The 22,087-nt window shown below is 72.4% G+C and carries 20 protein-coding genes; 12 read left to right on the top strand and 8 right to left on the bottom strand.

Translation table 11 applies throughout. The annotated features are described in order from the left end of the window. Positions 1-128 precede the first annotated feature (128 nt). The gene (locus ACN6LB_RS38040; protein WP_445029841.1) at positions 129-1,010 is read left to right on the top strand and encodes an LLM class F420-dependent oxidoreductase; all 882 of its coding nucleotides are present in this window, start codon (positions 129-131) and stop codon (positions 1,008-1,010) included. A 66-nt stretch (positions 1,011-1,076) separates the two neighbouring features. On the opposite strand, the gene ACN6LB_RS38045 is transcribed toward ACN6LB_RS38040, so the two are convergent. Further along, positions 1,077-1,643: an NAD(P)H-dependent oxidoreductase gene (locus ACN6LB_RS38045; protein WP_356138309.1), complete on the bottom strand. Its 567-nt coding sequence runs from the start codon at positions 1,641-1,643 to the stop codon at positions 1,077-1,079. 116 nt (positions 1,644-1,759) lie between these two features. Between ACN6LB_RS38045 and ACN6LB_RS38050 the strand changes: the two genes are divergently transcribed. From ACN6LB_RS38050 to ACN6LB_RS38065, 4 genes are all read left to right on the top strand, one after another. Then, entirely contained in the window at positions 1,760-2,422 is a 663-nt protein-coding gene (locus tag ACN6LB_RS38050; protein WP_356138311.1) for a TetR/AcrR family transcriptional regulator, read from the top strand. 133 nt (positions 2,423-2,555) lie between these two features. After that, positions 2,556-3,590: a LacI family DNA-binding transcriptional regulator gene (locus tag ACN6LB_RS38055; protein ID WP_356138314.1), complete on the top strand. Its 1,035-nt coding sequence runs from the start codon at positions 2,556-2,558 to the stop codon at positions 3,588-3,590. A 33-nt stretch (positions 3,591-3,623) separates the two neighbouring features. Further along, positions 3,624-4,802: a 4-hydroxybenzoate 3-monooxygenase gene (locus ACN6LB_RS38060; protein WP_356138316.1), complete on the top strand. Its 1,179-nt coding sequence runs from the start codon at positions 3,624-3,626 to the stop codon at positions 4,800-4,802. A 35-nt stretch (positions 4,803-4,837) separates the two neighbouring features. Further along, positions 4,838-6,274 (top strand): aldehyde dehydrogenase family protein, encoded by a 1,437-nt coding sequence (locus tag ACN6LB_RS38065; protein ID WP_356138318.1) that lies wholly within the window; start codon positions 4,838-4,840, stop codon positions 6,272-6,274. Positions 6,275-6,314: 40 nt separating this feature from the next. On the opposite strand, the gene trxA is transcribed toward ACN6LB_RS38065, so the two are convergent. Beyond that, complete coding sequence (trxA, locus tag ACN6LB_RS38070; protein ID WP_356138320.1) at positions 6,315-6,692, bottom strand: thioredoxin; 378 nt, start codon at positions 6,690-6,692, stop codon at positions 6,315-6,317. Between the two features lie 130 nt (positions 6,693-6,822). Here trxA and ACN6LB_RS38075 point away from each other — a divergent pair, with 130 nt between their 5' ends. Further along, positions 6,823-8,256 carry a dihydrolipoyl dehydrogenase family protein gene (locus ACN6LB_RS38075; RefSeq protein ID WP_445029842.1) on the top strand — a complete coding sequence of 478 codons (1,434 nt, stop codon included), beginning with the start codon at positions 6,823-6,825 and terminating at the stop codon, positions 8,254-8,256. 9 nt (positions 8,257-8,265) lie between these two features. Here the strand turns inward: ACN6LB_RS38075 and ACN6LB_RS38080 are convergent, their stop codons facing one another. After that, positions 8,266-9,867 (bottom strand): ABC-F family ATP-binding cassette domain-containing protein, encoded by a 1,602-nt coding sequence (locus ACN6LB_RS38080; protein ID WP_445029843.1) that lies wholly within the window; start codon positions 9,865-9,867, stop codon positions 8,266-8,268. A gap of 220 nt (positions 9,868-10,087) precedes the next feature. Continuing rightward, positions 10,088-10,744, bottom strand: coding sequence for a peptide deformylase (locus ACN6LB_RS38085; RefSeq protein ID WP_356138326.1), 657 nt, complete (start codon positions 10,742-10,744; stop codon positions 10,088-10,090). Positions 10,745-10,932: 188 nt separating this feature from the next. On the opposite strand from ACN6LB_RS38085, the gene ACN6LB_RS38090 reads away from it, so the two are divergent. Further along, the gene (locus ACN6LB_RS38090) at positions 10,933-12,345 is read left to right on the top strand and encodes a PepSY-associated TM helix domain-containing protein (protein ID WP_445029844.1); all 1,413 of its coding nucleotides are present in this window, start codon (positions 10,933-10,935) and stop codon (positions 12,343-12,345) included. Positions 12,346-12,406: 61 nt separating this feature from the next. Here the strand turns inward: ACN6LB_RS38090 and ACN6LB_RS38095 are convergent, their stop codons facing one another. From ACN6LB_RS38095 to ACN6LB_RS38105, 3 genes are all read right to left on the bottom strand, one after another. Beyond that, positions 12,407-12,754: a tetratricopeptide repeat protein gene (locus ACN6LB_RS38095; RefSeq protein ID WP_356138330.1), complete on the bottom strand. Its 348-nt coding sequence runs from the start codon at positions 12,752-12,754 to the stop codon at positions 12,407-12,409. A gap of 96 nt (positions 12,755-12,850) precedes the next feature. After that, positions 12,851-13,309 carry a MarR family transcriptional regulator gene (locus tag ACN6LB_RS38100; RefSeq protein WP_445029845.1) on the bottom strand — a complete coding sequence of 153 codons (459 nt, stop codon included), beginning with the start codon at positions 13,307-13,309 and terminating at the stop codon, positions 12,851-12,853. A gap of 102 nt (positions 13,310-13,411) precedes the next feature. After that, positions 13,412-13,885 (bottom strand): MarR family winged helix-turn-helix transcriptional regulator, encoded by a 474-nt coding sequence (locus tag ACN6LB_RS38105; RefSeq protein WP_445029846.1) that lies wholly within the window; start codon positions 13,883-13,885, stop codon positions 13,412-13,414. A 177-nt stretch (positions 13,886-14,062) separates the two neighbouring features. Between ACN6LB_RS38105 and ACN6LB_RS38110 the strand changes: the two genes are divergently transcribed. Together ACN6LB_RS38110 and ACN6LB_RS38115 are read left to right on the top strand one after the other, a co-directional pair. Then, positions 14,063-15,028, top strand: coding sequence for a pirin family protein (locus tag ACN6LB_RS38110; protein ID WP_445029847.1), 966 nt, complete (start codon positions 14,063-14,065; stop codon positions 15,026-15,028). Between the two features lie 185 nt (positions 15,029-15,213). Beyond that, complete coding sequence (locus tag ACN6LB_RS38115) at positions 15,214-15,561, top strand: DUF1330 domain-containing protein (protein ID WP_445029848.1); 348 nt, start codon at positions 15,214-15,216, stop codon at positions 15,559-15,561. A 52-nt stretch (positions 15,562-15,613) separates the two neighbouring features. Here ACN6LB_RS38115 and ACN6LB_RS38120 read toward each other — a convergent pair whose 3' ends face one another. Beyond that, positions 15,614-17,224 carry an amidase gene (locus ACN6LB_RS38120; RefSeq protein ID WP_445029849.1) on the bottom strand — a complete coding sequence of 537 codons (1,611 nt, stop codon included), beginning with the start codon at positions 17,222-17,224 and terminating at the stop codon, positions 15,614-15,616. 375 nt (positions 17,225-17,599) lie between these two features. Here ACN6LB_RS38120 and ACN6LB_RS38125 point away from each other — a divergent pair, with 375 nt between their 5' ends. From ACN6LB_RS38125 to ACN6LB_RS38135, 3 genes are all read left to right on the top strand, one after another. Next, the gene (locus ACN6LB_RS38125) at positions 17,600-18,415 is read left to right on the top strand and encodes an intradiol ring-cleavage dioxygenase (protein ID WP_445029850.1); all 816 of its coding nucleotides are present in this window, start codon (positions 17,600-17,602) and stop codon (positions 18,413-18,415) included. A 54-nt stretch (positions 18,416-18,469) separates the two neighbouring features. Beyond that, positions 18,470-21,046: an ATP-binding protein gene (locus ACN6LB_RS38130; protein ID WP_445029851.1), complete on the top strand. Its 2,577-nt coding sequence runs from the start codon at positions 18,470-18,472 to the stop codon at positions 21,044-21,046. Positions 21,047-21,144: 98 nt separating this feature from the next. After that, positions 21,145-21,942, top strand: a complete 798-nt coding sequence (locus tag ACN6LB_RS38135) for a maleylpyruvate isomerase family mycothiol-dependent enzyme (protein WP_445029852.1) — start codon at positions 21,145-21,147, stop codon at positions 21,940-21,942. Positions 21,943-22,087 lie beyond the last annotated feature (145 nt).

Here is a 22,087-nt window from a genome sequence, read left to right on the forward strand (position 1 = left end):
ATCCTGACACCGAGCCGTCCCTCGACGGCAGGGCTTGACTTCGAGAGCGCTCCAAGAACTAGCGTCACCGGAGCCGGTGACCGATCCGGCAGAGGTCTCGGCACGACGGGACACGACGGGAGACGGACATGCGGTTGGGCGTCCACATCACTCGGTTCAATCACCCCCGGGGCGCGGTCGGCCTCGGCCCGGAGCTGGCCGCGACCGGTGCCGCCGCCGAGGCCGCGGGCGTGAGCTGGCTGTCGGTCATGGACCACTACTTCCAGATGGAGTTCAACGGCGGCGCCGAGGACGCCATGCTGGAGGCCTACACGACCCTTGGCTACCTCGCCGCCCACACCTCCACGGTCCGCCTCGGCGCGCTGGTGACCGGCGTGACCTACCGCCACCCCGGGCTGCTGGCCAAGGTCGCCACCACGCTCGACGTACTGTCCGGCGGCCGGGCCACGCTCGGTATCGGCGCGGCCTGGTACGACCGTGAGCACGAGGGGCTCGGCGTTCCGTTCCCGCCGCTCGCCGAGCGCTTCGAACGGCTGGAGGAGACGCTGCGGATCTGCCTGCAGATGTGGGACCCGGACACCAACGGCCCCTTCGAGGGCACCCACTACCGGCTCGCCGAGACGCTCTGTGTTCCCGCGCCGGTGAGCGCACCGCATCCGGAGATCATGATCGGCGGCACCGGGGAGAAGAAGACGCTGCGGCTGGTCGCCCAGTACGCGGACGCGTGCAACCTGATCACCTCGTCCCCGGCGGAGACCGCGCACAAGCTGGACGTGCTGCGCGGGCACTGCGATGCCGTGGGGCGCGACTACGCCGACATCCGCACGACGATCGTGCCCGCGGGCGGCGCCCCGGGAGAAGGTGACGTCGACGCGTTCTCGCGGGAGATGGCCGAGTACGCGAAGCTCGGGGTCGACACCGTGATCGTGGGACCGCGCGAGGAGGAGCCCGCCGCGTGGATCGAACGCACCGCGGCCCCGGTCGTCCGGCGGCTGAGCGAGCTCGGCTGAGCCGCGTCAGTCACCGTACGGCCGGGGCCGTTCGGCACCGAGGTGTCGAGGGGTGAGGCGTCGGTGTCAGGCCGCGGTGGTGGCCGTCTCCGCGTGACCGTGGAGGCGGCTGATCACCTCGGTGAGCTGGCCGGCGACCTCGGCGTCGTCCACCGGGTGGGTCTCGGCGAAGCGGACCACGGAGCCGGGGATGGAGAGCTTGACGTCCTCCAGGACGGTGCCGCCGGCGATGCCCACGGCCTTGCGGGCCTCGTCCTGCGCCCAGACGCCGCCGAACTGGCCGTAGGCGGTACCGACCACGGCGACCGGCTTGCCGGTGAAGGCGCCGGCGCCGTACGGGCGCGACAGCCAGTCGATGGCGTTCTTCAGGACGGCGGGGATGGTGCCGTTGTACTCGGGCGAGAAGAGCAGGAAGGCGTCCGAGCGGCCGGCGGCCTCGCGCAGGCGCGCGGCGGCGGCAGGCACGGCGCCTTCGACGTCGATGTCCTCGTTGTAGAAGGGGACCTCCGCCAGGCCCTCGAACAGCTCGACCTCCGCGCCCTCGGGAGCGAGCTTGACGGCCGCCTCGGCGAGCTGGCGGTTGTGGGAACCGGCACGCAGGCTGCCGACGAGCGCGAGGATGCGAACAGACATGGGGACTCCAGGGTGCTGAAACAGGGCCGCAATGAACCGGACCGAGGTCCGCTTTAATTACTACCAGCCAAACGGACCGCGGTCCAGTTTTCTTCCCGACGCGTTACGCTGTGTTCATGTCCGCCGCCCTGCCACCCTTTCCGAAGCCCCAGGCATCGACCGACGAGCCCGTCCTGCTGGAGCTTTCGTCCGGCGTGGACGAGCCCTGCCTGCGCGCGGACGCGGCTCGCAACCGCGCCCGGCTGCTGGAGGCCGCCGCCCGGCTGGTGGAGGAGCACGGGGCGGCCGGGGTGACGATGGAAGCCGTCGCCGCCGCGGCCCAGGTCGGCAAGGGCACCGTCTTCCGGCGCTTCGGCGACCGCACCGGCCTGCTGATGGCGTTGCTGGATCACTCCGAGAAGCAGCTCCAGGCCTCGTTCCTCAGCGGTCCGCCGCCGCTGGGACCCGGGGCGCCGCCCGTCGAGCGGCTGCGGGCGTTCGGCTGCGCGGTCCTGCGCCGCTCGGTCGACGCGCTGGAACTGCAACTGGCGGCCGAACCGGACCCGGCCCGCCGTTTCTCGGCCGCGCCCCGCCGCGTTCTCGCCGGTCATGTCACCCTGCTGCTGCGGCAGGCGGTCCCGGACGGCGACTGCGAACTCCTCGCCCACACGCTGATGGGGTACCTCGACCCCGTCCTGGCCCATCATCTGACCAAGCAGTGCGGCATGCCCCTGGAGCGGCTGGAGGCCGGCTGGCTGGACCTGGTGGCGCGCGTGACCCGCACCGAACCGGTGAGCTGAGGCCGCCGGGCGGCGAGGGGAGCAGGTCTGCCCGGCCCGAGCCGCGCTGCGGAGTGCGGGCCGGCTGCCCCCGAGGCACGTTCCCGCGCCGGAAGTTCACCCGGCCCCGAGCCCGCGGCCGGCTTCTGCAAGGATGCCGTACGTCATGGTGCAGCAGATACCGCAACCGCCCGCCCAGCGCTCCGTGCCGACGAGTGCCGACGTGGCCCGTCTGGCAGGCGTCTCGCGCGCGACCGTGTCCTACGTCCTCAACAACACCAGCGCCGTCCGCATCAGCGAACCCACCCGCCGCCGCGTCCACGCAGCGGCGAAGGAACTGGGATACGTCCCGCACGCCGCCGCGCGCAGCCTGCGCGCCGGGCACAGCCGAATGGTCCTGATGCCCGCGCCGCCCGTGCCGGTGGGCCCGCTCTACAGCCAGTTCCTCAACGAACTCCAGTGGGCGCTGAGCCGCCTCGACTACACCGTCGTGCAGCACGGCAGCGTCGGCCTGCACGGCGACGAGGCCGCCCGGGCCTGGGCGGAGCTGCGGCCGGTCGCCGTGCTGGTGCCCGGCAGCAGCCTCGGTCCGCAGGGCGTGGCCGTCCTCAAGCGCTCCGGCGCGCGGGCCGTCGTCACGCTGGGGCCCGATCGGGTCGAGGGCGCGCACGCGCTGCTCATGGACCACCACAAGGTCGGCCACAGCGCCGGCGCCCATCTCGCGGCCCGCGGCCGGCGCCGCATCGGTGTCGTGGTGCCCGAGGAACCCGGCCTGGAGGTCTTCTCCGCGCCCCGTCTCGAAGGCGTACGCCGTGCCCTGCACGGCATGGACGCGACGGTGACCGAACTGCCACTGGCGTACGACGAGGAAGCCGCGGCCCGCCTCGCCGGACGCTGGCGCTCTCTCGGCCTGGACGCCGTCTTCGCCTACAACGACGAGTACGCCATGCTCCTGATGCGCGCCCTCCAGGACGAGGGCATCCGCATCCCGGACGAGACGGCCGTCGTCGGCGCCGACGACCTGATGCTCGGCCGCCTGCTGCGGCCACGCCTGAGCACGGTCCACATCGATCTGCCGTCCGGGCGCGACCTGGCGGAACTGGTCGACCGGGCGGTACGGGAACCGGGCGCCGCGCCCGAGGCGCACGAGGTCCTGGGCGCAACGGTCGTGCACCGCGACTCCAGCTGAGATCCTGCTGTCGTATCCCCTGGGAGGCGCGTCATGCGGACCACGGTGGGCATCATCGGCGGAGGCCCTGCCGGACTGCTGCTGGCCAGACTGCTGCACCGGACGGGCATCGACTGCGTCGTCCTGGAGAGCAGAGCGCGTGCGTACGTCGAGCAGCGCCAGCGCGCCGGAATGCTGGAGCAGGGCACGGTCGACGCGCTGCGCGAGTGCGGCGCCGCCGACCGCCTCGACCTGGAGGGCCTCACCCACCACGGCATCGAGCTGCGCTTCGACCGTGAACGCCACCACCTCGACTTCCCGGCGCTCACCGGCGGCCGTACCGTCACCATCTACCCCCAGACGGAGATCGTGAAGGACCTCGTCGGCCTCCAACTCGCCGACGGACCACCGCTGTTGTTCCAGGCCGAGGCGCTCGGCGTCGAGAAGGCGGAGAGTGACTCGCCCGTGGTGCGCTTCGTGCACGAAGGCCGGGAGCAGACCCTGAGCTGCGACTGGGTCGTCGGCTGCGACGGGTCCCACGGCATCGCGCGCAACGCGTTTCCGCCCGAGGTGAGCCGCACATACGCGCACGACTACCCCTACGCCTGGCTCGGGATCCTCGCCGAAGTGCCGCCCTCCTGCGAGGAGTTGATCTACGCGCGCGGTGAGAGCGGATTCGCGCTGCACAGCATGCGCTCACCGGCCGTCTCCCGCCTCTACCTCCAGGTCCCGGACGGCGCGGACCTGCGGGACTGGCCCGACGACCGTATCTGGGACGAGCTCGACGCGCGCTTCGCGATCGACGGCGACTGGCGCCTTGAACGCGGACCGATCACCACCAAGTCGGTGACCCCGATGCGCAGTTGCGTCCACGAGCCGATGCGCCACGGACGACTCTTCCTGGCCGGGGACGCCGCCCACATCGTGCCGCCGACCGGCGCAAAGGGCCTCAACCTCGCCGTGGCCGACGTCCGCGTACTGGCCCGCGGTTTCGCCGAGCTGCACCGCACCGGATCCGCCCGACTTCTCGACCGCTACTCGCAGATGTGTCTCGACCGGGTCTGGCAGGCCACGCGGTTCTCGTACGACATGACTAAGATGTTGCACGCTCAACCAGATGGGGATGCCTTCGAACACCGGATGCAGCTCGCACGGCTGCGCCGAATCACGGCATCCCGGCCCGCGGCCGCCGAACTGGCCGCGAACTACACGGGACTCCCTCTCGCCCTGTGAATTCCACCGGCGACAGTGATCGATCGGAGAGCGTCATGCCGCTGCTCGACCCCAAGACCTGGCAGTCCCGCACCCTGTCCGGGGGTGAGTACGCCGTCACGGAGCCCGCCACCGGCGACACGCTCGCCACCGTCACGCTCGCCGCCGCCCAGGACGTCGCCACGGCCGCGCAGGAAGCCCGCGCGGCCCAGGCCGACTGGGCCAGGGCCCCGCACTTCGTCCGTGCCGCCGCCCTGCGCAAGGCCGGCGACCTGTTCACCGAGCACGCCGACGAGCTGCGCGACTGGATCGTGCGCGAGTCCGGCTCGATACCCGGCAAGGCCGACTTCGAGCTGCACGTCGCCGCCCAGGAGTGCTACGAGGCGGCCGCGCTCGTCTCCCGCCCCACCGGCCAGATCCTGCCGTCGGAGGCGCCCCGGCTGTCGTACACCCGGCGGGTCCCGGTCGGTGTCGTCGGCGTGATCGCGCCCTTCAACGCGCCGCTGATCCTCTCGATCCGTTCGGTGGCCCCCGCGCTCGCGCTCGGCAACGGTGTCGTGCTGAAGCCGGACCCGCGCACCGCCGTCTGCGGCGGCCTCGTCCTCGCGGCGGTCTTCGCGGCGGCCGGGCTGCCGGAGGGGCTGCTGCACGTCCTGCCGGGCGGTGCCGAGACCGGCCAGGCGCTGGTGGCGGACCCGCTGGTGCCCGTCGTCTCCTTCACCGGCTCAACGGCCGCCGGACGCGCGGTCGGTGAGGCGGCGGGACGTCATCTCAAGCGCGTGCACCTGGAGTTGGGCGGCAACTCCGCCCTGATCGTGCTGGAGGACGCCGACCTCGACGCGGTGATCTCCACGGCCGCGTGGGGCTCGTTCTTCCACCAGGGCCAGATCTGCATGACCACCGGACGCCATCTCGTGCACGCCTCCCTGTACGAGGAGTACGTCGAACGGCTCGCCGCGAAGGCCGAAGCGCTCGCCGTCGGCGACCCGTACCGCGAGCAGGTGCACCTCGGTCCGATCATCGACGACGCCCAACTCGCCAAGATCCACGGCCTGGTGGAGGCCAGCACGGCGCGCGGCGCGAAGCTCGCGGCGGGTGGCACCCATGAGCGGCTGTTCTACCGGCCGACGGTGCTGGCCGGAGTCGACGACGCGACCCCCGCGTACAGCGAGGAGGTCTTCGGCCCGGTCGCGCCGGTGCGCTCCTTCACCACCGCCGAACAGGCCGCGGCCCTCGCCTCCGAGGGCCCCTACGGCCTGTCGCTGGGCATCGTCACCCGGGACACCGCGCGCGGCCTCGATCTCGCCGAGCGCATCCCGACCGGCATCGCCCACATCAACGACCAGACCGTCAACGACGAGGCCGTCGCGCCCTTCGGCGGCATCGCCGCCTCCGGCACCGGCGCCCGCTTCGGCGGCGAGGCCAACCTGGAGGCCTTCACCGACGTGCGCTGGACGACAGTGCGCGGGGACGTGGCGACGTACCCCTTCTGATCGCCGGGATCCGATCGGGATCCGACGCCGGGACGGAGAGCTACTCGCCCTGCTGTGCCTGCTGCGCGGCAACGGACTTGCGGACCTCGTCCATGTCCAGCTTCCGGGCCTGCCCGATGACATCGTCGAGTGCGGTGGCGGGCAGCGCTCCGGGCTGGGAGAAGATCGCCACCTGGTCGCGGACGATCATCAGCGTCGGGATCGAGCGGATGTCGAAGGCCTGGGCCAGCTCGGGCTGCGCCTCCGTGTCGACCTTGGCGAAGACCAGGTCGGGGTTGGCCTCCGCGGCCTTCTCGTAGACCGGGGCGAACTGACGGCACGGCCCGCACCAGGACGCCCAGAAGTCGATCAGGACGAACTCGTTCTCCGTGACCGTCTGGTCGAAGTTCTCCTTGGTGAGCTCCACGGTGCTGCTCATGGCGTGCATCCCTCTTCCTGAATGTCGGGGCTCGGGGGCCAAGCCGCTGTTGAGAACGCCGCACCGCCGCGGCGTATTCCGCGCGCGTACCCGTGTGGTCAGCGCGCACACCACCCACCAGACTGGCCCCATGACGGAAACGGAATCCATCGCCTACGACGTCGTGGTGCTCGGTGCCGGACCCGTGGGGGAGAACGTCGCCGACCGCACCCGTGCGGCCGGTCTCTCCACCGCGGTCGTGGAGAGCGAACTGGTGGGCGGCGAGTGCTCGTACTGGGCGTGCATGCCCAGCAAGGCCCTCCTGCGCCCGGCCATCGCCCGCGCCGACGCCCGGCGCGTGCCCGGACTGCGCCAGTCCGTGCAGGGCCCCCTCGACGCTCCCGCGGTCCTCGCACACCGCGACGACTACACCTCCCACTGGAAGGACGACGGCCAGGTCGACTGGCTCAGCGGCATCGGTGCCGACCTCTACCGCGGACACGGCCGGCTGGCCGGGCCGCGCACGGTGGCCGTCGACGGGCCGGACGGCGCGCGGCACGTGCTCACCGCCCGGCACGCCGTCGCCGTGTGCACAGGCAGCCGCGCCCTCCTGCCCGACCTGCCCGGGCTCGCCCAGGTCAAGCCCTGGACCAGCCGCGAGGCCACCAGCGCGCCCGCCGTGCCCGGCCGGCTCGTCGTGGTGGGCGGGGGTGTGGTCGCCGTGGAGATGGCGACCGCCTGGCAGTCCCTCGGCTCGCAGGTCACCCTCCTGGTCCGCGGCAAGGGCGTACTGCCCCGCATGGAACCGTTCGCCGGTGAACTGGTCCTCGACGCCCTCGCCGAGGCGGGCGCGGACGTACGGACCGGCACCTCGGTGTCCGCGGTCACCCGGGAGGGCTCCGCCGTGGTGGTGCTCACCGACAAGGGCGACCGCATCGAGGCCGACGAGATCCTCTTCGCCACCGGCCGCGCTCCGCGCACCGACGACCTCGGCCTCGACACGGTCGACCTGGAGCCCGGCTCGTGGCTGACTGTCGACGACAGCCTGCGCGTGCTCGGCAGCGAATGGCTGTACGCCGTCGGCGACGTCAACCACCGTGCACTCCTCACCCACCAGGGCAAGTACCAGGCCCGCATCGCCGGTGCCGCCATCGCCGCCCGCGCCGAGGGCGCCCCCCTGCTGGAGACGGACCCGTGGGGCGCACACGCCGCCACCGCCGACCACGCGGCCGTACCCCAGGTCGTCTTCACCGACCCGGAGGCGGCGGCCGTGGGCCTCTCCCTCGCCGAGGCCGAACAGGCCGGCCACCGCGTCCGCTCCGTCGACGTGGACCTTTCCTCGGTGGCCGGCGCGGGTCTGTACGCCGACGGCTACCGCGGCCGCGCCCGCATGATCGTCGACGTGCAACGCGAGGTCCTGCTCGGCGTCACCTTCGTCGGCCCCGGCGTCGGCGAGCTGATCCACTCGGCGACGGTCGCCGTCGCCGGGGAGGTGCCCATCAGCCGCCTGTGGCACGCCGTGCCGTCGTACCCGACGGTGAGCGAGGTGTGGCTGCGACTGCTGGAGGCCTACCGGGACAAGTAGGCGGCCCCATCAGGTCAGCCGGACGAGCTCCAGGTACTCCTCGCTCCACAGGTCCTCGTCCGCGTCCGGGAGCAGCAGCACCCGGTCCGGGCGCAGGGCCGCGATCGCGCCCTCGTCGTGGGTGACCATGACGATCGCGCCCGGGTACGTGCCCACCGCGGCCAGCACCTCGGCGCGGGAGGCCGGGTCCAGGTTGTTGGTGGGCTCGTCCAGGAGCAGCACGTTCGCACCGGAGTGGACCAGGCCCGCCAGCGCGAGCCGGGTCTTCTCGCCGCCGGACAGGACCCCGATGCGCTTGTCGGCGTCGTCACCGGTGAACAGGAACGAGCCGAGCACACGCCGCACCTCGCCGTCCGTGAGGTGCGGCGCGGCCGCGCCCAGGTGCCCGCGGACCGTGCCGGACGGGTCGAGCGTGTCGTGCTCCTGCGCGAAGTAGCCGACGCGCAGTCCGTGGCCGTGGACCACCCGTCCGCCGTCCGGCCTCTCGTGTCCGGCCAGCAGGCGCAGCAGCGTCGTCTTGCCCGCCCCGTTGAAGCCGAGGACGACCAGCCGGCTGCCCCGGTCGACGGCCAGGTCCACGCCGCTCAGCACCTGGCGCTCGCCGTACGACTTGGCGAGGGCGACGGCGCCGAGCGGCATCCGTCCGCAGGGGGCGGGCTCGGGCAGCCGGATCCTGGCCACCCGGTCCGTCTGCCGCACCGGTTCCAGTTCGGCCAGCAGACGGTCGGCGCGGCGTGCCATGTTCTTCGCCGCCATCGAGGTTCCCGCGTTCGCGCGCATCCGGTCCGCCTGCGTGTGCAGGGTCGCCGCCTTGCGCTCGGCGTTCGCCCGCTCCCGCGCACGGCGGCGCTCGGCGGCGTCCCGCTGGGCGAGGTAGGCGTGCCAGCCGGTGTTGTGCACGTCGAGCGCGGCGCGCCGCGGGTCGAGGTGGAAGACACGGTTGACCGTCTCGGCCAGCAGTGAGGTGTCGTGGCTGATGAGCACGAGACCCCCCTGATGGTTCGTCAGGAAGGCGCGCAGCCAGGCGATCGAGTCGGCGTCCAGGTGGTTGGTCGGCTCGTCGAGGAGCAGTGTGCCGTGGCCCGCGAACAGGATGCGGGCCAGCTCGACGCGGCGCCGCTGCCCGCCGGACAGGGCGCCGACAGGCTGGTCCATCACGCGCGTCGGCAGCCCCAGTCCGGCGGCGACCCGGGCGGCCTCCGCCTCGGCGGCGTACCCGCCGTGCGCCTGGAACTCGGCCTCCGCGCGCACATAGGCGTCCATCGCCCGCTCCTGCGAGCCGGGTCGGACCGCCTCGGCCATCGCCGTCTCGGCGGCCCGCAGCGCGTGTGCCGCCCGGTCGAGGCCGCGCGCCGACAGGATCCGGTCGGTGACCGTCACGGCGGGGTCGGCCGCGCGGGAGTCCTGCGGCAGGTAACCCAGCGCCCCGCTGCGCGAGACGGACCCGGCGGTGGGCCGCGCCTCGCCCGCCAGGGTGTTCAGGAGGGTCGTCTTGCCCGAGCCGTTGCGGCCGACCAGGCCGATGCGGTCGCCGGGGGAGACGTGGAAGGAGATGTCGGACAGCAGCAGACGGGCGCCGACGCGCACATCCGCACCGCGGACGGTGATCATGAGAAACGCTCCGGGGGATCAATCAGCGAAAGGACACACGGGTGGCGTGGAAGCGGGTCCTGAAGCTAAGAGAGCCGGGGCGTAGACATGCCTTCACGGTAGCGGGAAGAGCGTGCGGCGCGCCTTCGGTTTTTTGGCCAGTGTTTGTCACCGGTGTTGTTCACCGATGCCGTGCGGTCCGGCAGACGGGTGTCAGAGGACGGTTGCCGGACGACGGCCGTCAGTCGGGGAGCGTGAACCCCAGTTCCCGTGCGGCCTGTTCGGGGGTCGGCTGCATCCAGCGCTCTGCGACCGCCTGGTTCGCGGACAGGGAGCGCAGCTCGGCGCGGTCGAGGTAGAGCATGCCGTCCAGATGGTCCGTCTCGTGCTGGACGATGCGCGCGGGCCAGCCCGTGAACACCTCGTCGACCGTGCGGCCGTGCTCGTCCAGCGCCTTCAGCCGCACCTCGGCATGGCGCGCCACCACCGCCTGCCAGCCCGGCACGCTCAGGCAGCCCTCGAAGAACGCGGCCCGGCCCGCGCCGACCGCCTCGTACGACGGATTGACCAGCACCCGAAAGGGCTGCGGCTCCCTGCCCCGCGCTAGCCGCACCTCCTGCGACACCGGCGCCGGGTCCTCGATGACCGCGAGCCGCAGGGCCACGCCGACCTGCGGCGCGGCGAGTCCGACACCCGGCGCCGCGTGCATGGTCGCGCGCATCGCCGCGATGAAACGGGCCAGGAGGCCCGGCTCCAGCTGGCCGTCGAAGGGCTCGGCGGCGCGGCGCAGCACGGGGTCCCCGGCGGCGACGATCGGCAGCGGGCCTTCGTGGGCGAGGAGTTCCTCGATCCGGTCGCTCAGCGGGCGGGAGGTGCTGGGGTCACGTTCGGATGCCATCGCGCCAGGATGCCAAGCGGAATCGCGCGGTGCGAGGCGGCTCGACGTCTCCCGCACGCACCCCCTGTGCTCCACATCACACGAAAGGCCGGGAACTCGGTGACGGACGGGGCCGACTACTGGACCGCCACGGGTGAACTCCCCTGCCCTTGGCCCGAGTCCGTCCCCTGCCCACGGAGAACCCGCCGATGACCACCGCTCCCTCGACCGAGGCGGACGACTCCCCTCAGTCCGACTCGCCGACTCCGACACCGACGTCGGCCCGTGGCCTGGGGCCCGTCCTGCGCCCGCTGGTCCTGCGCCTGCATTTCTACGCCGGGCTGCTGATCGCCCCGTTCCTGCTGGTCGCCGCCCTGACGGGGTGCCTGTACGCCGCCTCGTTCCAGGCCGAGAAGATCGTTTACGCGCATGAGCTGACCGTTCCGGTCGGTGACACCAAGCTGCCGATCGGCGAGCAGGTCGCCGCAGCCCGCAAGGCGCACCCCGAGGGCACGCTCTCGGCCGTACGTCCCTCGCCGGAGGCCGACGCGACGACCAGGGTGCTGCTCTCCGGCGTTCCCGGCGTCGACGAGGACCACACCCTCGCCGTCTTCGTCGACCCGTACACAGGCAAGGTGCGCGGGTCGTTGGAGCAGTACGGGTCCACCGGCGCGCTCCCGCTGCGCACCTGGATCGACGGGCTGCACGCGAACCTCCAACTCGGCGAGAACGGACGCCTCTACAGCGAGCTGGCGGCCAGTTGGCTGTGGGTGATCGCGGGCGGCGGGCTCGTGCTGTGGTTCGGCCGCCGCCGCGCCCAGCGCAAGGTGCGCGGCACCAGCGGGCGGCGTCGCACCCTCGGCCTGCACGGCACGGTCGGTGTCTGGGCGGCCGCCGGATTCTTCTTCCTCTCGGCGACCGGCCTGACCTGGTCGACGTACGCCGGTGCGAACATCGACGACCTGCGGACCTCGCTCGACCAGGCGACGCCCTCCGTGTCGGCGGCGGCAGGCGGCGAGCACGCGGGCCATGGATCCGGCGCCGCGGCCGGCGGCACCGACCACGGCGTGGGCCTCGACAAGGTCCTCGCGGCCGCCCGCGCCAAGGGCCTGGGCGACCCGGTCGAGATCGTCGCGCCGGCCGACGCCTCCTCCGCGTACGTCGTCCGGCAGATCCAGCGCAGCTGGCCCGAGAAGCAGGACTCGGTGGCGGTGGACCCGGCGACCGGCAAGGTGACCGACGAACTCCGCTTCGCCGACTACCCGTTGCTCGCCAAGCTGACCCGCTGGGGCATCGACGCCCACACCGGCGTCCTCTTCGGCCTCGCCAACCAGATCGCCCTGATGGCCCTCGCGCTGTCCCTGGTCCTGCTCATAGTCTGGGGCTACCTCATGTGGTGGCGGCGCGGCCGTGCCTCCGCGTTCGGCCGCCCCATCCCGCGCGGCGCCTGGCAACAGGTCCCCGCGCAGCTCCTGGTCCCGCTCATGGCGGCCGTCGCGGTGCTCGGCTACTTCGTCCCGCTGCTCGGCATCCCGCTCGCCGCGTTCATCGCGGTGGATGTGCTGCTCGGTGAGATCGCGTACCGGAGGGGGAAGCGGACGTACGGCGGTCGGGCGGCGTAGCCGGTACGGCAAAAGGCCGAGCCCCTGTGCCCGGGGCTCGGCCTCCTGCTGTGCCTGCGATTTACAGTTGCTCGAAGTCGCCCGCCAGCGCCGAGGCGATCCGCAGGTGGGACCCGGCCTCGTCGTGGCGTCCCTGGCGCTCCAGCGTGCGGCCCAGCATCAGCCGGGCGTAGTGCTCCACCGGGTCACGCTCCACGAGAACGCGCAACTCCGTCTCCGCGCGCCGAAGTTGGGCCGAGTGGTAGTACGAACGCGCCAGCAGCAGCCGCGGCCCGGCCTGCTCGGGCACCTCCTCGACCAGCCCGTCCAGAATCCGCGCGGCGGTGGCGTATTCCTTGGCGTCGAAGAACATCCGCGCCCGCTCCCAGCGCTCCGCGGCCGTTCCGTGGTCGTAGTACGTCGTGTTCACTGCTGACCTCCTTCGACGGCCACAACCGAGCCTGCTGGTTGAATATTCCACCACCTTGGCGGAGGGTCGGCGGGCCGGCGTGGAGACTTCGGTGCGCTACGCGTCGGCCAGTTCCGCGTTGGCGCGCTCGGTGACCAGCGTCAGTACGCGCCCCGCGGCCGCCAGGTCCTCGGCCGGAATGCCCGCGTACAGCCGGGCCGCGATCCGGTTGCCGCCGGCGCGGATGCCCTCGAACAGCTCCCGGCCGCTGTCCGTCAACGACACCTGCCCGGCCGCGGGCGTGTCCAGTGTCTTCCGCTCGGCCATCTCGTCGACCGTCTCCGACGCAGCCGACTCCGCGATCTTCAGGGCTCCGGTGAGACGGGCCACGAGCCAGGCACGCTCGACGGTCCCGCCGTTGTCGGCGACGGCCCTGAGGGCGACCGACTCGTTGAAGCTGGTTCCCGTGCGGGCCAGGATGGCCTCCAGGAGGGCCCGGCTCGCGTAGTGGGCGAGGCCGATGACCTGACCGTTGACCGAGGGGGCGGGGGTGGCGGGGGGAGTGGTGGTGGACATGGCTGCTCCTTGTTGTGTGTCTCGGTCGTGTGTCTCGTGCGTCCTGCTCGGGTTGTGCCGGCCGTGCCTGTGGTGCTGGTCGTGCTTCGTCGTGCGTCTCGCTCAGTCGTGCGGGGCGGGCTGTGGGTCCAGTGGTACGTCGAGCAGGGTCACCAGCTCCTTGCTGAGGGCCTTCGTGCGCTCGCCGTCGAGGCCACCGAGGGGTTCGAGGAGCTGGTCCAGAAGCCCCTGGACGACCCGGATGGCCCGCCGTGTGACCTCGCGCCCTTTCTCGGTGAGTGACAGCTGAATCGCCCGAGGGTCCACGGGATCCCTCGTCCGGTCGACCAGCCCGGCCGTCTCCAGGGCGCGGGCCAGCTTCGAGACGTACAGCGCCTCAAGCCCCGTGTGGTCGGCGAGCTGCCGCTGGCTGGGCCGCCGACCGTCCCGGTGCAGGCCGTACAGCGATGCCACCAGCGAGTACTGCGCGTGGGTGAGGCCGAGCGGTGCGACCGCGCGGTCGACGGCCACGCGCCACTTCATCGACAGACGCCAGACAAGGAAACCGGGCGTCGCGCCCTCGGATACCGAACTCATGACAGAAACCATACATGGCTACTATGTCCATGGCTACTGTTTTTGACCGACGGCGACCAAGGGCGCACGCGTCGGTGACCGCAGGCCCGGGTCCCGCGCCGGTTCCGAGCCAAGTGCCCCTCAATGGGCGGATCGACGGACTGACGGAGGGTCCCCGGCAGGGCTAGGTTGTGCGCCATGAGCAATCTTGATCGTGAGGCGGTACCCGCGCTCTGTGGAGGCCGCGGTTTCGTGGTGGCCGAACCGGTCCGTGAACTCCTCAGTCCCCGCCGGGTCAAGCTCGGCGAGTCCACCGAAGTCCGCCGCCTGCTGCCCAACCTGGGCCGCCGCATGATCGGTGCGTGGTGCTTCGTCGATCACTACGGGCCCGACGACATCGCCGACGAGCCCGGCATGCAGGTTCCCCCGCACCCGCACATGGGGCTGCAGACGGTCAGCTGGCTGCACGACGGCGAGGTCCTGCACCGCGACTCCACCGGCAGCCTGCAGACCATCCGCCCGCGTGAACTGGGCCTGATGACCTCGGGCCGCGCGATCAGCCACTCGGAGGAGAGCCCCAAGGCGCACGCCCGCCTGCTGCACGGCGCGCAGCTCTGGGTCGCCCTCCCGGACGGTCACCGCCACACCGACCCGCACTTCGAGCACCACGCCGAACTGCCCGTCGTGACGGCGCCCGGCCTCAAGGCCACGCTCATCCTCGGCAGCGTCGACGGCGCGACGTCGCCCGGTACGACGTACACCCCGATCGTCGGCGCCGACCTGGCCCTCTCCGCGGGCGCCGACGTACGCCTGCCGCTGGAGCCCGACTTCGAGTACGCCGTGCTGTCCATGTCCGGCGAGGCCCATGTCGACGGCGTCCCGCTGCTGCCCGGTTCCATGCTCTACCTCGGCTGCGGCCGCACCGAACTCCCGCTGCGCGCCCTGTCGGACGCGGGCCTGATGCTTCTGGGCGGCGAGCCGTTCGACGAGGAACTCGTCATGTGGTGGAACTTCATCGGCCGGTCCAACGAGGACATCGCGCAGGCCCGTTCGGACTGGATGACGGGCTCACGCTTCGGTGAGGTGAAGGGCTACGACGGCGCCGCACTGCCCGCACCCGAACTCCCGCCGGTGCCGCTGAAACCGCGCGGGAGGGTGCGCTGACCCGGGGCAGCCCACGGCATCGGCTGCGCCGGACGATCAGCTTGCTCGCAGGTTCCGGACGGCGAACCGCTTCGGTGACCTGCGCGGCGTCGACCGCCGCCTTACCTCCGAGGTCATCGACCCCGGCGCGACCGCTTGGCATGGTTGTCGGTGTACGGATCGACCCGACAAACCGGAAGGACACCATGCCCGCCTACGCCATAGCCCATCTGCAGGAGGCCGCCCCGCACCCCGAGATCGCCGAGTACATGGAGCGCATCCCGGCCACCTTCGAGCCGTACGGCGGCCGTTTCCTCGTACACGGCACTCAGCACGAGGTGAAGGAGGGCGGCTGGCCCGGGCATGTCGTGGTGATCGGCTTCCCCGGGATCGCCGAGGCGCGGGCCTGGTGGGACTCACCCGACTACCAGGAGATCGCACCGCTGCGCGCGCGGCACATCGAGGGCGACATCATCCTGGTCGGCGGCGTTCCCGAGGGCTACGACCCGGCGTCCACCGCGAAGTTGATGCGGGAGGCCCTGCCGGCCGAGTAGAAGTCCGTGGTGGTGATCGGACGATCGATCGGCCGGCGGCGGCCGTCCCGAGTCAGAAGCCGATGTCGGCCGGGCGGTATGTCGGAGGGCGGCGGACGCGCGAGGCCTGCTCGTAGGCATACGCCAGGCGGAGCAGGGTCGGCTCGCTCCATGCCGTACCCATGAACGTCACGCCGACCGGCAGACCGAACGCGAAACCGGCCGGGACGCTGACCGCGGGGTACCCGGCAAGGGCGGCGGGTGTCGACGCACCGCCGCCATAGCTGTCCCCGAGGACCAGGTCGATCTTGGCGGGTGGTCCGGTGGTCGGCATGACCAGCGCGTCCAGCCGGTGCCGGCGCAGCACGGCGTCGATGCCCTCGGCGCGGGACAGCCGGTGGTTGGTGGCCAGCGCCTCGCGGTACTCGCGCTCGGAGAAGTCCAGCCGCTGCACCGCTTCCAGCCCGTCCTGGCGGACGTAACGGAGTTCGCGGTCGGCGTGCGCACGGTTGAACTCGATCAACTCGGCCAGATTGCGCGGGTGTTCACCAGGGGCGCCGGCCAGGTAGGCGTTGAGCGCCCGCTTGAACTCGTAGGCCTGGACGACCATGGAACCGGGCAGGTCCTCCAACTGCTCGGCCGTCGGGATGTCGGCCGGGTCGACCACGGTGGCTCCGGCCGCGCGAAGCACGGAGATCGCCCGCTCCGCGATCTCGTCGGCGTGGTGGCTGTAGCCGAAGTACACGGCTCGGGGCACGCCGATGCGCGCGCCGCGCAGGCCGTCGGCGCGCAGGAACCGGGTGTAGTCACGGTGGAAGCGACCGCGACTCGCCATGGTCGCAGGATCGCGGGCATCGACACCGACGAGGGTGCCGAGCAGGATCGCGGCGTCGCGGACCGTGCGCGCGATCGGACCCACGCTGTCCTGACTCGGCACGCCGGGGATCACACCCCCGCGCCCGACGAGCCCGACGGTCGGCTTCACCCCCACGACGGAGTTCGCCGAGGCCGGGTCGATGATGGAACCGTTCGTCTCGGTACCGATGCCGCCGACGCACAGGCTCGCCGCTGCGGCGACCGCCGTGCCGGAGCTGGACTCGTTCGGCGAGCGGTCCAGCTTGTACGGGTTGCGGGTCTGCCCGCCCCGGGCGCTCCAGCCGGCGTGGTGGGTGAGCGACAGGCCGCCGGCCCATTCGCTCAGATTGGTCTTGCCGAGGATGACAGCGCCCGCCGCACGCAACCGGGCCGCGACCGTGGCGTCCCTTGCCGGCCGCAGACCCTCCAGGGCGAGCGATCCGGCCGTGGTGTGCATCCGGTCCGCGGTCTCCACCAGGTCCTTCATCAGGACGGGCATACCGTGCAGCGGCCCGCGCGGATGCCGTTCGGCGTCCAGCCGCCGGGCCTCGCCGAGCGCGTCGGGATTGACCTCGATCACCGCGTGCAGGAGCGGGTCGATCCGTTCGATCCGGTCCAGGTAGTAGCGGGTGAGCCGTACGGCGTCGAGCTCTCCGTCCTCCATGCGCTTGCGCAGCTCGGTGATGCCGAGGTCGTCCAGCGGGCCGGGCGCGGCGTCGGCAGGGGGCGGGGTCCGGGCGTCGGCACGCGCCGTGCCGAGCCACGGTGTGGCGGAGGCCGCGGCGCCCAGCGAGAGCACGCTGCGGCGCGTGGCATCGGTCCGGTCCATGGGGTACGGCTCCTTCGGTCGGGCGCTCGTTTCCGGAGGATGCCTGAGGGGCGCCCCTGTATCGGAACGCTAGCCGCGCAACCGGGGTCAATTCGCTCCCGCTGTCCCCCGGTTCCGCAGCGGGAGCACCCCCGGCGGCACCGGGGGACAACCGCAGTGTCCGAAGCCGACGATGTGCGAGCAGTTCCAGGGAGCGGATGAAATCGCGACCTCCTGGCTTGTCGCCGCCGCCCACCGACGGCCGGTCGAGCTTCTGGGACAGCACGCGCAACAGCGCCGGTGCCGTGAACGGGGCGCGGTGAGTTTCGTAACGCGCCCGATTCCTCGGTCGTTCGACCGATCCCGGCGGCGGTCGTGCGCGCCATCGTCAGCCCCATGACTGACACCCCCCACCTCAATTCAGCGGAACCGGAGCGCGGTTCCGAGCCGGTCGCCCCTCCGGCCGGCGCCACCCGCAGATCTGTCATCGCGACGCTGGGCGGCGCGACCCTCGGAGTGGCGGCCCTGGGTCTCACGGCCGCGCAGGCCACCGCCGCCGCGGAGCCGAACACCGCGACCCAGCCTCCTGCCCGACTGGCCGCCGCCTGCGTCCTCACGCCCGAGCAGACCGAGGGGCCGTACTACCTGGACCTGGAGACGGTCCGCAAGAACATCACCGAGGGCAAGGCCGGCGTGCCGCTCACCCTCCGCGTCACGGTGGTCGACACCGCGACCTGCTCCCCGCTGCCCAACACGGCGGTCGACATATGGCACTGCGACGCCCTGGGCGTGTACTCGGGATACGTGGCCGGCGGCTCCACTCCGGACACCACCTTCCTGCGCGGTGTCCAACTGACCGACTCCACAGGCGTCGCGGAGTTCGCCACCGTCTACCCCGGTTGGTATGTCGGCCGCGCCCTCCACATCCATGTGAAGACCCACGCGGGCGGCACGGTGTCCAACGGGACGTATCACGGCGGCCATGTGTCCCACACGGGCCAGCTGTACTTCCCCGAGACGTACAACACCAAAGTCGCCGCCCTGGCGCCCTACCGGAGCAACTCGGCGACCCGCACGCTCAACGCCAGGGACGGTATCTACCGCAACGGCGGATCGTCGACCCTGCTGACCCTCACCCAGATGGGCAGCGACCTGGGCAAGGGCGTGATCGGCACCGTCGTACTCGGCATCAGGCCCGCGGCCACGCCCTGACACGGAGAGGGCCGCGATGGTTTCGTCCCGGTCACGCATGGCCAGGAACCGGGGATGACCCGGAGCCTGACGTGTGAGGTGTGCGGCGCGGCGCTGACCCCGCGCGTGCACGGGGGCGGTCGGCCGGCTCGCTACTGCTCCAACGCGTGCAGGCAACGTGCCCTCAGACAGCGGTCGGCGGCGACCGGGGGTCCTCCGAGGACGCCGCCGACCGCGCCGACTGTCACGCCGGCCGCGGATTCCGCGACCGTCCAGGGGCGCGACCTGCCGCGGGCCCTCGACTCCTTCGTGGGCCGGCGGCAGGAGTTGTCGAGCCTGTGTGCCCTGTTGCGGACGTCGCGGCTCGTCACCCTGACCGGGGCAGGCGGCGTCGGCAAGACACGGCTGGCTCTGGAGTTCGCCAAGGACGCGCCCCGGCGTCACGGACGCGTCCACCTGGTCGAACTCGACGCGCTGCAGGACGGCGCCCTGCTCGCGCAGTCCGTCGCCGCCGGTCTGGCCGTGGCCGAACGGGCGGGCCGGTCCGGCGTCGACGCCCTGGTCCGGGCGATCGGCGACGCCCCGCGGCTGTTGATCCTCGACAACTGCGAGCATCTGGCCGAACCGTGCGCCCGGCTGACCGCGACCCTGCTGAGCCACTGCCCCCGCTTACGGATCCTCGCCACCAGCCGGGAAGCCCTGCGGGTGCCCGGTGAGGTCGTCGTCCGGGTCGGCGAACTGCCCCTGCCGCCCGCCGATGCCTCGGACGACCCGGTGGCCCTGCTGCGGGCCGATGCCGTCCGGCTGTTCGTCGACCGCGCCGCCGGCCGCGCACCCGGATTCCGTCTCCACCGGGGCAACGGCTGGATCGTCGCCGAGATCTGCCGACGACTGGACGGCCTGACGCTCGCCATCGAACTCGCGGCGCGCCGGGCAGGAACCCTTCCCCTGCGCGACATCCTGGCGGGACTGGACGACCAGCTTTCCCCGCTGTCCCGAATACCGCTCCTGCCTTCGGTGTCCGCGCTGTCCCTCCTGGCCGACGGAAGCAGAACCGGCCCCCGGCGCCACAGCGAGCTCGCCGCCGCGATCGACTGGAGCCACCGGCTGCTCGATCCGGCCGAACAGACGGTCTTCCGGCGCCTCGCGGTTCTCGTCGGAGGGTTCGACACGGCCGCGGCGCAGGCTGTCTGCGCCGGTGACGGCGTCGCGCCGCGGCAGATCCTCCGCATCCTCTGCGCGCTTGAGGCCAAGTCCCTGATCAGCCGCCTGCCCGGAGTCGGACGGGGAGACGCATCCGGACAGGCATCCGGAGACGAAGAGGCGGCGCGATTCCGGCAGTTGAGCGCCATCCGGGCCTACGCCATGGAGCGCCTCCTCGCATCCGGCGAACTGCACGCCACCCGGCAGCGGGTCCTTCGCTGGCTGAACGAGCTGGCGGACCGGGCAGAGGACGAGGTGTTCGCCGACCAGGCCGGCAGCCCGCTGGCCGCCGAGCGGGACAATCTCGCGGCCGCCCTGGCCTCTTCCACCGGGCCCGAGGGAACCCCGGAAGCGCGGCTGGCGCTGGAACTGGCGCGCGTGCACTACCAGCAGGAGCAGCCGTCGGCCGCCCGCCCGCTGCTGACCGAACTGCTGCGGGACGCAGACCGCCGGGCGTCCGGCGGCGCGGCGTTCGCGCTCGCCGCGCGCGTGGCCTGCCAGCGGGCCGACCCCGTCCAGGCGCTGCACCTGGGCGACCGGGCGGTGGACCTGGAGCGCGGGCGCGACCACCCCGCGGGCCTCGCCAATGCTCTGGACGCGCGGGCTGCGGCGTATCTGTGCCGAGGCGAATCCGCCCCGGCCGTCGCGGACCTGCGCGCGTGCCTGGACATCGTCACCGAGCTCGGCAGACCACAGGACACCGCGTGGTGCACCCACCACCTGGCCTGGGCGCTGCTCCAAGCGGGCGGGGAGGCGGAGGCCGACGTGCTCATGTCCCGCTGCCTGCCGGTGATCAGGGAGCGCGCGCCATGGAGCCGGACCGCCGCCGCCCTGCACACCGCGGGCGCCGTACGGCTCGCGCTGGGCCGGCTGGACAGCGCGGAGGAACTGTTCGCCGAAGTGCTGCGGATCGTCCCCGAGGCAAGCTTCCACGCGCTGTACCCCGTCGAGGGCCTTGCTCTGGTGGCCGCCGAGAGCGGTGACATGCAGCGAGCCCTACGACTGTACGAGGCGAGCGTGCAGGCCCGTCGCGGCCTGGACACCGAGGCCGAGACCCCTTGGCGGCGCCGGGTGGAGCAGACGGCGGCGCGCGCCAGGACACGGCTGTCGCCGGCCGCGCGCGAGGCAGCGGTCAGCGGCAGCCGCCGCCTGCGCGGGGAGCGGCTTGTCGCCTACGCCCTCCGGGCAGCGGACGGCGCCCCCCGAAGGGCCCCGGGCGCCGCGAAGGCCCCCGAGCTCCTCCTCACCCTCACCGGACGGGAGTTCATGGTGGCCGAACTCGTAGCCGAAGGCCTGACCAACCGTCACATCGCGGAGCGCCTGGGCCTGTCGACCCGCACGGTCGCCACCCACCTCGACAAGGTCCGCGACAAGCTCGGCCTGCGATCCCGCACGCAGATCGCCTTGTGGGTCGCGGCCGGGACGAGGGACGGGCAGACCTTCGTGTGAGGAGGCGACGCAACACCGGTCGGCTGGGGGAATCCGCGGACATCCTCGGGGAGTTGAATCGTGCGACACACCCTGCTCGCCCTTCTCTGGAGACGACCATGACCGAACGTGCCGACCGGACGATCGACGCCCTGCGCAGCGGGCACGACTACCTCACCGCCGTGGTGCACGGCCTGGCCACCGCTGACCTGCGACGACCGTCCGGAGCGGCGGACTGGGACGTCTCGCAGGTGCTCAGCCATCTGGGCAGCGGCGCCGAGATAGGCCTGGCCACGCTGGAGGGCGCGTTGGGCGGAACCGGTGCGCCGGGCGCGGACTTCAACAAGTCCGTGTGGGCGCGCTGGGACGCGATGTCCCCCGTTGAGCGGGCCGAAGCCTTCGTGACCGCCGACGAGGCACTGGTCAGCCGCTACGAGGGCCTTGACGCGCAGGCGCGGAAGGACCTGCGGGTCGACCTCGGCTTCCTGCCTGTGCCCGTGGACGTGGCCACCGTCGCGGGCCTGCGACTCGGCGAGTTCACCCACCACACCTGGGACGTGGAAGTCGCGTTCGACCACGCGGCCACCCTGGCGCCCGTGGCCGTCGAACTGCTTCTGGACCAGGCCGGCATGCTCATCGGCTTCCTCGGCAAGGCCGACGTACTGGGCGGGCGCGCGGTGCGTATCGCCGTGCGGACGCACGAGCCGGAGCGCTCCTTCGGGCTGGTCGTGCACGACACGGTCCAGCTCGCCGACGAGGTGCCGAGCGGGCCCGACGCCGTGCTGCGCGCGCCGGCCGAGTGGTGGCTGCGGCTCACGACCGGTCGCCACGCGCCCGCGCACACGCCGGCCGGGGTGGCCCTCGACGGCGACTCGCTCAGCCTGGACGAACTGCGGGGCGTCTTCCCCGGCTTCTGAGCCGTTCGCCCTCAGGCCCCGTTCAGCATCCTTCGGCCCTTCTTCGGTCCTCTTCGGCGGCCGTTCGTGGTCGCGAAGGGGGGGGGGGGGGGGGGGGGGGGGGGGGGGGGGGGGGGGGGGGGGGGGGGGGGGGGGGGGGGGGGGG

This window comes from Streptomyces sp. SAS_270 (assembly GCF_052543295.1).